Raw genomic sequence first — 12,897 nt, 5'->3', positions numbered from 1 at the left:
CACCAAGCTGTCACCTCCCGGCCAACTGAACGCTGCCCTCTTTTCGGCTGCCGTCGGTCCAGCTCCAGCACGCTGGTGGCATGAGAGTCGCACTGGTTGCCGAGTCCTTCCTGCCGCACATGAACGGAGTCACGCACTCGCTCCTCCGCGTGCTCGACCACCTCGAGGAGCGCGGCGACGAGGTCATCGTGATCGCCCCGAAAGCATCCGACACCCCGACCGAGCACCACGGCTACCCCGTCACGTCCCTCCCCGCGTTCTCGCTGCCGTCCTACCCCAACGTCCGGCTGGCCGCCGGTGGTGTCGCCAGGCTCACCCGCCTGCTGATGGCCTTCCAGCCGGACGTCGTTCACCTTGCGTCTCCGTTCGTCCTCGGTTGGCGTGGGTTGCGCGCCGCCGAACGGCTCGGGGTGCCGACCGTGGCGGTCTACCAGACGGATGTGCCCGCGTACGCGAGCCGTTACGGCTTCCCGCAGGCGGAACCGTTGCTCTGGGACCAGGTCCGACGCATCCACTCGAGGGCGACCCTCAACCTCGCCCCCTCCGGATACGCGATGGACCAGCTCGCCGTTCACGGCATCCCGCGCACGCGACTGTGGGTCAGGGGGGTCGATGCAGAGCGATTCTCCCCTGATCACCGGGATGAGGTGTGGCGCAGGCGCCTGGCACCGAACGGTGAACGCATCATCGGGTATGTGGGCCGTCTCGCCGCCGAGAAGCAGGTCGAAGATCTCCGCGCGCTCGTCGGAATCCCCGACACCCGGCTCGTCATCGTGGGCGACGGCCCGCAGCGCTCACGCCTTGAGCGACTTCTGCCCGGCGCGGCCTTCCTGGGTTTCCTCTCCGGCACCGACCTGGCCACCGCCGTTTCCGGCTTCGACGTCTTCGTGCATCCGGGCGAGCTCGAGACCTTCTGCCAGACGATCCAGGAGGCCATGGCAAGCGGGGTCCCTGTCGTCGCCACCGGCCGCGGCGGCCCGGTCGACCTCGTGGATTCAAGCCGCACCGGCTGGCTCTACCGTCCAGGCGACCTCGACGAGTTCCGGGCGCGCGTCTCAGACCTGACCGGTGACGAGACCAAGCGGCAGGCTTTCGCTGCTGCTGCCCGAGCCGGCGTCCTTCCCCGCACCTGGAAGAGTGTGTGCGGCGCGCTCATCGGTCATTACAGTTCAGCGATCGAGGCGGATGCGACGCCGAATGCGACCGGGCCCGGAGCATTCCGGCCGTGGGCCGGGGCGAGGTCGCCTCGTCGTTGACCGTGTCGGCACACGGTGGGACCATGGAGCCATGGCAGAACCGACGACCACGGACGAGAACACGAGACGTCCGGCGGCGCAGGCGGGCGGCGAGGCGGCGTGCTGGCTGACTCTCGTCTGCGACGTCTGCGGGGCACTGAACGAACGCACAGGCGACAGTTGCTGGCGTTGTGACACACCGGTCGACTCCGACTGACAGGGTCAGGGAACGCGGTTCCCCTGGGCGTCGAGGAAGGCGATGTCAGGCATCCGCCTGGCGATGATCTGAAGCGCCGCATATCCGTCGGGGGTCGTCTGCGGCCACGTCCAGGTGCGAACCTGGGGCGCCGAAGGGAGCGCGGCCTCGAACAGGTCGACCTCGACTCCCTTGCGCAGGTGTTTCGCCGGCACGACGATCGTGAGCACCGTGCCGTGCTCGTGCAGTGTCGCGAACTGGATGCGCGAACCCGTCTCGTCATCACGAACGATGAACTCACGGCTCTCGGGGTCGTCAGGCGGGATTTCGGTGGTGTCGAACCGGGCGGATCCCTCGGCGGAGAATGCGCCCTTCATCCGGCGACCGAACAGGATGATCACGGTGACGAGCATGGCCACGATGGCGATGCCCCAGATCCACTCGAACATCGAACTCCTCCTGGCTGCGGTTCCCCCAGCCTAGCGATCGGTGCAGCGCGACGTCGCAACGAAGTGTTTACGAGACCGAAACAGTGAGGACTACTCATGTTCGTTCCGGGATCCTAGAGTGGCACCACCGGACATGGCACCCGCACTTCGCCGCATCCGCCCGGACGCCGACGACGTCGCTCTGACCTCTCGCCCGCACACCGCCGCACGTCAGTGGTCGCGCCGAGACAGACCGCACCAACTCTTCTCCCGAATAGAGTTCGTCATGACGTCCATAGAGTCCCGCGCCCCTCTCGCCACCGCGCTCGCCACGGAGCCGACCCTGCCCGTCCGCTCCTCTGAGAACGGCAGATCGCAGTCCCCATCGCTCGTCCTGCTCGTGCTGATCGCGACGATCGGCATCCTGGCGTACACCGGCTTCCTCCTCAACCCCGGCAGTCGCGGGGACTGGCTGCCGTACATCATGGTCATCACCGCCGAATCCATCCTGATCGCGCAGGCCCTCCTCTCGATGTGGACGATCCTGTCTGCCGCTCATGATCCGAGAGATTTTGCCTTCCATCAGGCGCACGGCTCGCTCTTCCGCTCGCGCGACATTCTGAGGGATGGCTTCGGCGATTCGCCGGAACGCTGGACGATGCATCTGGCGAATACGCCGGTCTCCATCGACGTGTTCATCACAACGTACGGCGAGGACATCCGCACGATCAGGCGAACGGTCACCGCCGCCATCGCGATGACGGGTGCCCACCTCACCTGGGTCCTCGACGACGGCAAGTCCGATGAGGTGAGATCGCTGGCCGCCGAACTCGGCGCGCGCTACGTGCGTCGGCTCAGCGGTGGCGGTGCCAAGGCCGGCAACATCAATCACGCGCTCGCCCTCACCAGAAGCGAGTTCTTCATGATCCTCGACGCCGACTTCGTCCCGAACAACGACTTCCTCGTCGAAACCGTCCCGTTCTTCGCAGACCACCGAGTGGCGTTCGTCCAGACCCCCCAGAGTTACGGCAACCTGCACAACGTGATCTCGCGTGGAGCCGGATACATGCAGTCGGTCTTCTACCGCTTCATCCAACCGGGAAGAAACCGCTTCAATGCGGCATTCTGCGTGGGAACGAACGTCATTCTGCGGCGCACAGCCGTTGACGAGATCGGCGGAATGCACACCGACTCGAAATCGGAGGACGTCTGGACATCGCTGATGCTTCACGAGCGGGGATGGAAAACCGTCTACATTCCGCTCGTCCTCGCTGTCGGCGACGCCCCCGACACCATCGAGGCATACACGAAACAGCAGTTGCGGTGGGCGACGGGTGGATTCGAAATCCTTCTCCAGCACAACCTGTTCAGCCGCCGGAGCCGCCTCACCGTCGACCAGCGGCTGCAGTACCTCGTCACTGCGTCGTTCTATCTCACCGGCATCTCCCCCCTGCTCCTCCTCCTCGTCCCTCCGCTCGAGATCTTCTTCGAACTCCGGCCGGTCCATCTCGACACCTCACTGATGACGTGGGTGCTCTACTACGCGGGCTTCTACCTCCTGCAGATCGTCCTGGCGTTCTACACGATGGGATCGTTCAGGTGGGAGACGCTGATGCTGGCCACGGCGTCATTTCCGATCTACGTGACCGCACTGTTCAACGTGCTCCTCGGCAAGGAGCAGAAGTGGACGGCAACGGGTGACAAGAATCGGGCACGATCGCCGTTCAACGTGATGATTCCCCAGGTCCTCTTTTTCGTCTTCTTGTTTCTGACCTCGATCGTCGCCGTCTGGCGTGACGTCGACAACGGGATGCTGACGCTCGCGACCGCCTGGAACGTCACCAATACGATCATCCTCGGCGGCTTCGTCGCTACGGCCGTCCGCGAAGCCGCAGCGTTCGCTTCGGTCCGGCCGTCGGCCCGGATGACGGTCGGCACCGCCTCAGCGGCGATGCCGACGGCGGTGACGTCATGACGTGGCGGAATCGGATGAAGCTCGTCATCGGGCTCGTCGTTGTTGTCGGGCTCGTGGCTGTGCTCACCCTCGTCTTCACCCAACGGCAGTCACAGGTGGTGAGCGACTCTGCCTCCATCGAGGCGGAGAGGTTCCCGGTCGGCATTGATTACGGGGGCACCGTCATCGAACGCCTCGTGAGCGACGGCGAACGGGTGGAGCAGGGCGATCCGCTGTTCGTCGTACTGAGCACGACCCTGCAGGCCGATCTCGCGGAAGGGCTGCTCAAACCGGAGACCATCGCGTACTCGGTCACTGATGACGGCACGATCACCCTGACCGCATCGGTGGCGGGGACTGTCAGGGAGGTGTCGACGGAGACGGGCTCGTTCGTCCAGGCCGGTCAGGTGCTTGCCATGATCGACCGCACCGGTTCCCTCTTCGTCGCCGCCGAGTTCGAACTCACGAGCAGAGACTACGGCCGTATCGAAACCGGCGCAGCCGTCGACATCCTGCTTCCCGACTATCAGCGGATCACCGGGCGTGCGACGTCCGTCCAGGTCTCGACGACGGACGGGAACGCTACCACGACGGTCGTCGTCACCAGCGCCGACCTGGTGGACGGTGGGCACAACGGGTTGATGTCCAGAGGAACCCCGGTCGCCGCCACCCTTCGGCTGCGCAATGATGGCCCGCTCGCCGGGGTCAGCGATAGCTTCTTCGACTTCCTTCGACAGATCGGGGTGTGAGGTGCGCACCCGGACCGGGCGTCGCCTTGCGATTGCGATCGTCATGAGCCTGATGCTGCCGCTGGGCGGGTGCGCCTGGCCCGGGAGTGACGACGGAACCGGCCAGACGGCATCCTCGTCCATGCCCCCGATCTTTCCCGACTCTCTCGTCGAGCCGCTCGTTGACAGCGTTCCACACCGCACGGTGACCGCCCTCCCCGATGCCCGGCTCGCCGATGGGCTGATCCCCCCGACGAACCGGTGGTTCTCCGGCCTGGTGTTCGGCGAGCCGTCGATGCCGGTCTTCCCCCTCCCGCTCTCGTTCCAGCTGATCGATGGCGGGATGAGCTTCGGGCTTCCCGCCGTGTCGTCGTCGCCCGCGGTCATCATGGGAGGGTTCAACGGGGCGGTCAGCGTCGATGTCGGTGCGCAGGAGCAGGAGGTGGTCTCCTCTGACACCGCATCCGTGACCGTGGCGCAGCTGGCCGATGGGGTGGAGATCGGTCGTACCGTGATCGCTCAGGGCTCACCGTTCGTCACGTTCACCGCGTCGACGACGGCAACGGTGACGATGGAGACGCCGTTCACGCCGTCGTCCGACGACGGCGTGGCGACGGCGACGGTCGGTGCGACGACCTACGGTCTCGTGTCCGACACGGCGCCGACCGACGGGGGAACAGCAGTTGCCGTCACGGCCGGGCAGAGCGTGACCTGGTTTGCCTTGCCCACCGGCGGCGCGCTCGACGTGCTCGCTGCGGCCGCGCGGAACCCGGTGACCGGAACCAGTCTCAGCTACGCCACCGACGAGCAGGTCGCAACGACCGCGATCACCTACACGACGGCTGGTGCCGCTGAGACGCTGGTCGTTGCCATGCCCCATCAGGAACCGGCCGACGCCGACTGCACAGTGGGGACGTACCCCAGCGTCTTTGGCGAACTCCGCCTGTGCCGAACGACGACGCTGAGCTGGACGGCCCCGGTGCTCACCCCGACCGGTTCCGTGGATCTTTCCGGGCTCGATGCGGAAGCGCTGAAGCGCCTCGACACGCAACTCAGATCCGATGTCGCGGCGACGACGGCGCTCCCCGCAGACACCTACTTCGGCGGCAAGGCGCTCTACCGGTTGGCGAATCTGCTCAGCATCGCGCGCGCCATCGACGCAGACGACGTCGCGACAACTCTCGAGGATCTGCTCGTGGCCGAGATCGGGACGTGGATGGACCCGGCCGGCTGCGACGACCGGTCGGCCCGATGTTTCGTCTACGACCCTGCCGCGCGTGGGATCGTCGGACTCGAACCCTCTTTCGGCTCCGACGAGTTCAACGACCACCACTTTCACTACGGCTATTTCCTCTACGCGGCCGGGGTGGTCGCGGCCGACAACGAGGAGCTCGCCGCCACCTGGGCCCCGGTGATGAATCTGCTGGCAGCCGACCTCGCGACCAGCGGGCCGAGCTCGTACTTTCCCGAGCGTCGAGTGTTCGATGCGTACGCCGGTCATTCCTGGGCAAGCGGTACGTCACCGTTCGGTGACGGGAACAACCAGGAGTCCAGTTCGGAGGCCGTGACCGCGTGGAACGGCCTTGCGCTCTGGGCGCAGGCCAGCGACCAGCCTGACCTGCTCGCCGAGGCGACCTGGCTGCTATCGGCCGAGGCGGCATCCGCCCGCGCATACTGGACCGATTTCCCGCTGGACGCCCCCGTCTACCAGGGTTTCGATCACACGATCACGTCGCTGGTCTGGGGCGGGAAGCGGGACTACGCGACCTGGTTCAGCGCCGAACCCAGCGCCATGCTCGGAATCCTCGTGCTGCCCATGAGCCCGATCTCCGGCTACCTGGCCGGCGACCCGGAGCGCATCATCGCGAACGTCGACGAGGCGACCCCAGACGGTTTCGACGTGCTCTTCGGCGACTACCTGTTGATGTATTCGGCGCTGGCCGGTGCGGATGCCGCTGCGGCGGCGCTCGACGCCAGTGCCGAACTCCCTGAGGATCGCATCGATGACGGCAACAGCCGGACCTATCTGCTCGCGTGGCTTCTGTCGCAGACCGCGGGGTAAAGGCGCTGGACGAATGTCGCCGGTTCGGCCCAGACTGGGACGGTGCCCGAACTTCCAGAAGTCCACACGCTCGTCGCCGATCTCGGCGCCCGACTCGGCGGCCGCACCCTCGAGCGATTCGACGTCGTGTCGTTCGCCGCGCTGAAGACGTTCGATCCACCCGTCACCGCTCTCGCGTGTGGCACGGTCGTCGACGTGCAACGGCACGGCAAGTTCCTCGACATCCAGGTCGATGACCTGCATGTGATCATCCACCTGGCACGCGCCGGGTGGATCCGCTGGCGAGCTGACGCACCCGCACCTGCCGGAAAACGGGGCAGAACGGCCCTGGCCGCGCGACTCGTGCTCGATGACGGGTCGGGCTTCGACATCACCGAGGCCGGCACGAAGAAGAGCCTGGCCGTGTACGTGGTCCGTGACCCCCTCGACGTGCCGGGGATCGTGAGGCTCGGCCCTGACCCGCTCTCTCCCGACTTCACCGTCGACGTGTTCAGGGGCATCCTCGCCCGGGCCGGCCGGTCGCAGATCAAGGGTGTCCTCCGCAACCAGTCGCTGATCGCCGGCATCGGCAACGCCTACTCAGACGAGATACTGCACACCGCCCGCATGTCGCCGTTCACCCCGGCGTCGATGGACGCCGACCGGGCCGCGATGCTGTTCGAGGTGATGCAGGCAACGCTCGCCGGCGCGATCGACCGGGCAGACGGTCTCGCTGCCTCCGAACTGAAGAAAGAGAAGAAGTCGGGAATGCAGGTGCACGGCCGCACGGGTGAGCCCTGCCCGGTGTGCGGAGACACCGTCAGACAGGTGATCTACAGCGATACGACTTTCCAGTACTGCCCGACCTGCCAGACCGGCGGCAAGCCACTGGCCGACCGGGTGCTCTCCCGACTGCTCAAATAACGGCCGGCTTGCTCAGCTCTGTGCGCCGAGAGCCTTCGCCAGGTTCGGCACGAAACGCTGCTCGTCCTTGTCCGGACGATCGGTCTCCGTAGCCTCCGGCCGATCCGGGATCGTCACGGTCGGCGGTTCGCTCGCCTCATACGGAACCTGGGACAGGAGGTGCGCGATGACGTTGAGCCTCGCCGACCGCTTGTCGTCGCTCTCGACGGTCCACCAGGGCGCACCAGGGGCATCCGTCGCCTCGAACATGCTGTCCTTGGCCTGCGAATAGTCCTCCCATTTGGTGATCGACGCCAGGTCGGTCTCCGAGAGCTTCCACCGGCGCATCGGGTCTTTGAGACGCGACTTGAAACGCTTCTGCTGCTCCGTGTCCGACACCGAGAACCAGTATTTGATGAGGATGATGCCGTCCTCGACGAGGAGCCGCTCGAATGTGGGCGTCTGCGCGACGAATCGGTCGTACTCCTCCTCGGTGCAGTAGCCCATGACCCGTTCGACGCCGGCGCGGTTATACCAGGACCGGTCCATCAGGACGATCTCGCCGGCGGTGGGAAGATGCTCGATGTACCGCTGGAAGTACCACTGGCCACGTTCCCGCTCGCTCGGTGTGGGGAGTGCGACGACGCGGGCGGAACGAGGATTGAGGTACTGGATGATGCGTTTGATCGCACCACCCTTGCCGGCGGCATCCCGTCCCTCGAACAGCACCAGCACGCGGGCACCGTTCGATGAGATCCAACGCTGCATGGTGACGAGCTCCACCTGCAGCCGGGCGAGTTCGGCCTCGTAGACAGCTTTATCCAGGCGCTTCTTCTTCGACTTCTTGGAACCGGACATCAGGTGCCCTTCCTCGCTCGGATGCCGGACGAAGGTGTCTGGCGGTGGTGGCACTTGTCACCATTCTCGTCGACGAATCTCATCGAACGAGGGGCGGTGTCGACGTACAGGGTGGACCTAAGGAGATTCGAACTCCTGACCTCCTCGATGCGAACGAGGCGCGCTACCAACTGCGCCATAGGCCCTGGTGTCGTCCAGATTATCACGCGTTCGTCTGCGGAGAATCCACTAACTCGCGACGCGGCGCCGTTGCAGGATCGCCGTGACATCCGTGGGCGCGATCTCGGTCTCATCCACGATTCCCATGCCGGCGAATCGGCTCGGGGTGTCGTGGCGGGCAGCCGGCTGTTCGATCACCGGAGCGGCGATCGTCGGAACGACCGGTGCCTGTTCCTCTGCCCGGGATGCCATGACCTGGGCGATCGCGGCACGGCGGAGGGCGTCGTGAGCATCGGCCTGGGCGATGGCCTCTGCTGCGGCGGATCCGTGCGACAGGTGCAACGGCTTCGGAAGCGGAAGCGGAGTCCATGTCGCAGCTGCTGGCGCCTCTGCCTCGACGTGGACAGGAACGAAGACGTCCGCCGATGGGGATTTCTGCACAGTGACCACGATCGGCGCGCTTCTCGCCGTCACGCGTGCCATCCGCACGAGTGCTCCCGTTGCCACGAGTGCGGTGACGCCGGCGGATGCGAGCAGGACGGGAGACGCAGTCGACGCGAGGATCCAGCCGCCGCCCGCGGCGGTGAGGAGTGAGACGACGAGGATGCCGGTCGCGGTAAGCCGGGCTCGACGTCGCGCCCTCGCGAGGCGGACCCGTGGTTCCGCTCGCAGCGACGCGATCGCAGCCGATGCGGCTGCGCGTGCGTTTTCGGCGGAGACGGTGGCTTCGAGGCGGGCGCGCTCACGGGCATCCGCTTCGACCTGCCTGAGAATCTTCTGCTGTTCCGCGACGTCGCGCGCTGTGGCCTCTACCCGGATCTCCTGCGGGACCTCAGAGGTCTCGGCGAGGATACGGAGCGTCTGCTGCAGGCGGATCGCGTTGCGCTCGACGGCCACATACTCGCTGCGGCGGAGCCAGGTGGGCAGCAGATAGACGACCCAGAGCGCAGCAGCGAGAGCGAAAACTATTCCGCCGCTGAGGAGCCCGCCACCATTCATGGCTCTAACGTACGAGCGATCAGGTCGTTCCCACTTCATTGCGGAGGGTGTGTCACCTGAAAGTTGAGGTTGAAGGTTAGAAGAGGGCAGGGGGCGGGAGCAGGGGTGTCTGCGATGCGACCCGGTCGACGTCGGGAACGGTGGCTGCTCCTTCGGGGACATCGCCGTTCCGCCAGCGGCGCAGCACCCCCTGCGGAACCTCCTCGCGCACGAGAGCGAAACAGAAGTGGTCGCGCCAGTCGCCGTTGATGTGGATGTACCTGCGGCGGAAACCCTCGTAGCGGAACCCGAGCTTCTCGACGACACGGAGGCTCGGAGCATTCTCCGGACGGATGCAGACTTCCATCCGGTGCAACCTCAGCTCGGTGAAGCAGTAGTCGGTCGCGAGGGCGACAGAGGTGGGAGTGACCGCTTTCCCGGCGAACCGTTGGGACACCCAGTACCCGAGCGTCGCCGAAGACAGCGAGCCGTATGTGATGCCCGAGACGTTCAACTGGCCGGCCAGCCGGCCCTCGTACTCCATCACAAGCGGCAGCCCGCCCCCTGACCGTGCATTCTGCAGAAGCGACCGGATGCTGGAACGCATGTCGAACGAGCGCGGCGCGTATGGGCTGGTCGCCTCCCACGGCCGCAGCCACGAGCGGTTGCTGAGGAGCTCATGCTCCATCGCTTTCGCATCGCGCACGCGGACCGGGCGAACCGAGATCGCGCCGTCACTCAGCACAGGCACGGGTAGTGGCACCGCGGTCTCCTTCTGACGGTGGAGGGCTAGTCGAGCTTCGCCGCGAATTCCTTGAGCCAGGGCTTCAGGTCGACGCCGAGGTCCTCGCGGTCGGATGCGAGCTGCACGATGGCCTTGATGTAGTCGAGACGGTCTCCGGTGTCGTAACGACGGCCGCGGAAGATCACGCCGTACACCCCGCCCGCAATGGATTGGTCAGCCGCGAGCACCTGCAATGCGTCGGTCAGCTGGATCTCGTTGCCCTTGCCAGGCTCGGTCTTCTCGAGGATGTCGAAGACCTCAGGGGTGAGAACGTAGCGACCGATGATGGCGAGATTCGATGGCGCATCTTCCCGTGAGGGCTTCTCGACCAGGCCGGTCACCCGCACGACGTCCGGATTCTCGGTTTCCTCGACGGCGGCGCAGCCGTACATGTGGATCGTGTCAGGGTCGACCTCCATGAGGGCGATGATCGTTGCTCCGCGGCTCTCCTGCTCGGAGATCATCGTGGTGAGGAGCGGGTCGCGCGCATCAATGAGGTCGTCACCGAGAAGAACGGCGAACGGCTCGTTGCCGATGTGCCTGCGGGCGCGGAGCACCGCGTGACCGAGTCCGCGCGGGTCGCCCTGGCGGAGGAAGTGGATGTCGGCGAGCTCACTGGACTCGATGACGCGGTCGAGTTTCTTCGTGTCGCCCTTCGCCTCCAGTGCGAGCTCGAGCTCGGTGACCTTGTCGAAGTGGTTGGCGAGCGCGTTCTTGTTGCGCCCGATGATCATCAGGACGTCGTGCAGGCCAGCGCTGACAGCTTCCTCGACCACGTACTGGATGGCCGGCTTGTCGACGACGGGCAGCATCTCCTTCGGCATGGCTTTCGTGGCCGGGAGGAAGCGGGTACCGAGGCCCGCGGCAGGAATGACGACTTTGCGCACTGAGGAAGACATGGCTCAATCGTAGCGGTCGCGTTCCCCGGAACCGCTGCCAGCGAACGGATGCCGCCTGTCAGGCATCCCCGCTTAGAATGGGTCAATGCTGACGCCCGCAGACCACCAGAAGCGCGCTCTCCGCGCCGAATTACGGGAACGTCGCCAGAACCTCACGGCGAGCGAACGCGAGAAGGCCACCATCGGGGTCACGAACAACCTGGTCGCGCTGGTCACCGGGCTCGACGCTCGCAGTATCGCCTGTTACCTCTCGGCGCCGAACGAGCCGAACACCCGGCCCTTCCTCAACTGGGCTCTCGCCAACGATGTGCGGGTGCTGTTCCCGGTGAGTCGCGAAGACGGACTGCTCGACTGGACGACCGGCGACGAGGGCACCGAAACCGAGGGCCTCTACGGAATGCCCGAGCCGGTGGGCGAGCTGCTCGGCCCGATCGCGATCAACGAGGTCGACCTGATCGTCGTTCCGGCTGCGGCCATCGGCACCGACGGAACACGCCTGGGCTGGGGGCGCGGCTACTTCGACAAGACCCTCGGCTCCATGGAGAAGTGCCCGCCGGTCTACGGCGTCGTGTACGACTACGAGGTCCAGCCGGACATTCCCCGTGAACGGCACGATCAGCCGGTGAACGGCGTCGTCACGCCGTCACGCATCCTCGAGTTTTAGACCCAAGACCCGGCACACTGCCGCGACGACCAGGAAACCCACATGCCCACGTACTCCTACAAATGCACCGTCTGTGACACTGCCTTCGACATCCAGCAGTCATTCACCGACGCGTCGCTGACCGAATGCCCGACCTGCCAGGGCAAGCTCCGTAAGCTCTTCAGCGCCGTCGGCGTCACGTTCAACGGTTCCGGCTTCTACCGGAACGACTCACGGAAGTCCGAGTCCGGCGACTCGAGGAAGTCCGAGTCCGGCTCCTCGAAGAAGGCGGAGAAGACGGTATCGTCGTCTTCGGCTTCGGGCAGCTCCGCCGGAAGCTCGGGGAGCAACAGCGCGGCTGCAGCGTCCTGACCGCTCCCAGACAGGAGGCATCGCCCATGCTCAAGGGTTTCAAGGATTTCATCATGCGGGGCAACGTCATCGACCTTGCCGTCGCCGTGGTCATCGGTGCCGCGTTCACCGCTGTCGTCAATGCCATCGTCGAGAACATCTTCAATCCGCTGATCGGCGCCCTCTTCAAGGCTGAGAGCCTGAACGAGGCGTTCAACGTGCCGATCGGTGACGCAGAGCTGAAGTTCGGCGCCGTCCTCGGTGCGATCATCACCTTCCTCATCGTCGCCGCTGTCGTGTACTTCGTCTTCGTTCTTCCCATCAACAAGATGAAGGAGCACGCGGAATCGCGCCGCAAGGCAGGTGTTGTTCAGGAGGACAAGCCGGTCACTGAGATCGACGTGCTCACCGAAATCCGCGACCTCCTCGCGAAGAACAGCCTGCGCAAGTAGCCGACGGCTCACGGTTCACGAGGCGGATCGGGCGCTCAGGCCCAGTGCGGTGGAACGTCTCTCTTCAACTGGTCGTCGTTCGAATCCTGCGCTCGCACTCCCCAGGGAGCATCGGTGTCTTCCGCCGCTCGCACCGGGTCGACGCGCTCCTGCGGAGTCGGATCCGCTCCGGACGCCCCCGGCAGCACCGCGCGACGCGATCCAAGCACTCGACGCACGGCGGGCGTCGCAGAGTCGTTCGGAGGGCTGGACGCGGTCATGCCCCCAGTTTAAGCCGTCCGAAAGGGG

At 65.6% G+C, this 12,897-nt stretch carries 15 protein-coding genes and 1 tRNA gene; 9 read left to right on the top strand and 7 right to left on the bottom strand.

Annotated features, from left to right (window positions below):
* Positions 1–80: 80 nt before the first annotated feature.
* Complete coding sequence (locus IWX78_RS10825) at positions 81–1,256, top strand: glycosyltransferase family 4 protein (RefSeq protein WP_196833535.1); 1,176 nt, start codon at positions 81–83, stop codon at positions 1,254–1,256.
* Positions 1,257–1,287: 31 nt separating this feature from the next.
* Positions 1,288–1,452, top strand: coding sequence for a hypothetical protein (locus tag IWX78_RS10820; RefSeq protein WP_196833534.1), 165 nt, complete (start codon positions 1,288–1,290; stop codon positions 1,450–1,452).
* Between the two features lie 5 nt (positions 1,453–1,457).
* Here IWX78_RS10820 and IWX78_RS10815 read toward each other — a convergent pair whose 3' ends face one another.
* Positions 1,458–1,880, bottom strand: coding sequence for a hypothetical protein (locus tag IWX78_RS10815; protein WP_196833533.1), 423 nt, complete (start codon positions 1,878–1,880; stop codon positions 1,458–1,460).
* Between the two features lie 265 nt (positions 1,881–2,145).
* Here IWX78_RS10815 and IWX78_RS10810 point away from each other — a divergent pair, with 265 nt between their 5' ends.
* Genes IWX78_RS10810 through IWX78_RS10795 form a run of 4 tightly spaced genes read left to right on the top strand, consistent with a single transcriptional unit; the run spans position 2,146 to position 7,506 of the window.
* Positions 2,146–3,834: a glycosyltransferase family 2 protein gene (locus tag IWX78_RS10810; protein WP_196833532.1), complete on the top strand. Its 1,689-nt coding sequence runs from the start codon at positions 2,146–2,148 to the stop codon at positions 3,832–3,834.
* The gene (locus tag IWX78_RS10805; RefSeq protein ID WP_196833531.1) at positions 3,831–4,562 is read left to right on the top strand and encodes an HlyD family efflux transporter periplasmic adaptor subunit; all 732 of its coding nucleotides are present in this window, start codon (positions 3,831–3,833) and stop codon (positions 4,560–4,562) included. Before IWX78_RS10810 ends, IWX78_RS10805 begins: the two co-directional genes overlap by 4 nt.
* A 43-nt stretch (positions 4,563–4,605) precedes the next feature.
* On the top strand, positions 4,606–6,603 hold the full coding sequence (locus tag IWX78_RS10800; RefSeq protein ID WP_196833530.1) for a glycosyl hydrolase: 1,998 nt from the start codon (positions 4,606–4,608) through the stop codon (positions 6,601–6,603).
* 42 nt (positions 6,604–6,645) lie between these two features.
* Positions 6,646–7,506, top strand: coding sequence for an Fpg/Nei family DNA glycosylase (locus IWX78_RS10795; RefSeq protein ID WP_196833529.1), 861 nt, complete (start codon positions 6,646–6,648; stop codon positions 7,504–7,506).
* Between the two features lie 12 nt (positions 7,507–7,518).
* Here IWX78_RS10795 and ppk2 read toward each other — a convergent pair whose 3' ends face one another.
* From ppk2 to galU, 5 genes are all read right to left on the bottom strand, one after another.
* Positions 7,519–8,343, bottom strand: a complete 825-nt coding sequence (gene ppk2 / locus IWX78_RS10790; RefSeq protein WP_196833739.1) for a polyphosphate kinase 2 — start codon at positions 8,341–8,343, stop codon at positions 7,519–7,521.
* A 112-nt stretch (positions 8,344–8,455) separates the two neighbouring features.
* A tRNA-Ala gene (locus IWX78_RS10785) sits at positions 8,456–8,528 on the bottom strand.
* 43 nt (positions 8,529–8,571) lie between these two features.
* The gene (locus IWX78_RS10780) at positions 8,572–9,501 is read right to left on the bottom strand and encodes a large exoprotein (protein WP_196833528.1); all 930 of its coding nucleotides are present in this window, start codon (positions 9,499–9,501) and stop codon (positions 8,572–8,574) included.
* A 76-nt stretch (positions 9,502–9,577) separates the two neighbouring features.
* Positions 9,578–10,243: a GNAT family N-acetyltransferase gene (locus IWX78_RS10775; RefSeq protein WP_196833527.1), complete on the bottom strand. Its 666-nt coding sequence runs from the start codon at positions 10,241–10,243 to the stop codon at positions 9,578–9,580.
* Positions 10,244–10,269: 26 nt separating this feature from the next.
* Entirely contained in the window at positions 10,270–11,163 is an 894-nt protein-coding gene (gene galU, locus IWX78_RS10770; protein ID WP_196833526.1) for a UTP--glucose-1-phosphate uridylyltransferase GalU, read from the bottom strand.
* An 85-nt stretch (positions 11,164–11,248) separates the two neighbouring features.
* Between galU and IWX78_RS10765 the strand changes: the two genes are divergently transcribed.
* The 3 genes from IWX78_RS10765 to mscL are packed head-to-tail and all read left to right on the top strand — an operon-like array spanning position 11,249 to position 12,609.
* The gene (locus tag IWX78_RS10765; protein WP_196833525.1) at positions 11,249–11,827 is read left to right on the top strand and encodes a 5-formyltetrahydrofolate cyclo-ligase; all 579 of its coding nucleotides are present in this window, start codon (positions 11,249–11,251) and stop codon (positions 11,825–11,827) included.
* 42 nt (positions 11,828–11,869) lie between these two features.
* Positions 11,870–12,178: an FmdB family zinc ribbon protein gene (locus tag IWX78_RS10760; RefSeq protein ID WP_196833524.1), complete on the top strand. Its 309-nt coding sequence runs from the start codon at positions 11,870–11,872 to the stop codon at positions 12,176–12,178.
* A gap of 26 nt (positions 12,179–12,204) precedes the next feature.
* Positions 12,205–12,609 carry a large conductance mechanosensitive channel protein MscL gene (gene mscL, locus IWX78_RS10755; protein WP_196833523.1) on the top strand — a complete coding sequence of 135 codons (405 nt, stop codon included), beginning with the start codon at positions 12,205–12,207 and terminating at the stop codon, positions 12,607–12,609.
* A gap of 35 nt (positions 12,610–12,644) precedes the next feature.
* On the opposite strand, the gene IWX78_RS10750 is transcribed toward mscL, so the two are convergent.
* Positions 12,645–12,869, bottom strand: coding sequence for a hypothetical protein (locus IWX78_RS10750; protein WP_196833522.1), 225 nt, complete (start codon positions 12,867–12,869; stop codon positions 12,645–12,647).
* Between the last annotated feature and the right edge of the window lie 28 nt (positions 12,870–12,897).

It is taken from the genome of Mycetocola sp. CAN_C7 (assembly GCF_015752285.1).
Classification (GTDB): Bacteria; Actinomycetota; Actinomycetes; order Actinomycetales; family Microbacteriaceae; genus Mycetocola_A.
This window is presented reverse-complemented; position numbering and strand designations above follow the sequence as displayed.

What these genes read in the sequence shown, in the direction of transcription:
- IWX78_RS10825 (WP_196833535.1), top strand. Translation starts at nt 81, where the DNA reads ATGAGAGTCGCACTGGTTGCCGAGTCCTTCCTGCCGCACATGAACGGA.
- IWX78_RS10820 (WP_196833534.1), top strand. Translation starts at nt 1,288, where the DNA reads ATGGCAGAACCGACGACCACGGACGAGAACACGAGACGTCCGGCGGCG.
- IWX78_RS10815 (WP_196833533.1), bottom strand. Translation starts at nt 1,880, where the DNA reads ATGTTCGAGTGGATCTGGGGCATCGCCATCGTGGCCATGCTCGTCACC.
- IWX78_RS10810 (WP_196833532.1), top strand. Translation starts at nt 2,146, where the DNA reads ATGACGTCCATAGAGTCCCGCGCCCCTCTCGCCACCGCGCTCGCCACG.
- IWX78_RS10805 (WP_196833531.1), top strand. Translation starts at nt 3,831, where the DNA reads ATGACGTGGCGGAATCGGATGAAGCTCGTCATCGGGCTCGTCGTTGTT.
- IWX78_RS10800 (WP_196833530.1), top strand. Translation starts at nt 4,606, where the DNA reads ATGAGCCTGATGCTGCCGCTGGGCGGGTGCGCCTGGCCCGGGAGTGAC.
- ppk2 (WP_196833739.1), bottom strand. Translation starts at nt 8,343, where the DNA reads ATGTCCGGTTCCAAGAAGTCGAAGAAGAAGCGCCTGGATAAAGCTGTC.
- IWX78_RS10780 (WP_196833528.1), bottom strand. Translation starts at nt 9,501, where the DNA reads ATGAATGGTGGCGGGCTCCTCAGCGGCGGAATAGTTTTCGCTCTCGCT.
- galU (WP_196833526.1), bottom strand. Translation starts at nt 11,163, where the DNA reads ATGTCTTCCTCAGTGCGCAAAGTCGTCATTCCTGCCGCGGGCCTCGGT.
- IWX78_RS10765 (WP_196833525.1), top strand. Translation starts at nt 11,249, where the DNA reads ATGCTGACGCCCGCAGACCACCAGAAGCGCGCTCTCCGCGCCGAATTA.
- IWX78_RS10760 (WP_196833524.1), top strand. Translation starts at nt 11,870, where the DNA reads ATGCCCACGTACTCCTACAAATGCACCGTCTGTGACACTGCCTTCGAC.
- mscL (WP_196833523.1), top strand. Translation starts at nt 12,205, where the DNA reads ATGCTCAAGGGTTTCAAGGATTTCATCATGCGGGGCAACGTCATCGAC.
- IWX78_RS10750 (WP_196833522.1), bottom strand. Translation starts at nt 12,869, where the DNA reads ATGACCGCGTCCAGCCCTCCGAACGACTCTGCGACGCCCGCCGTGCGT.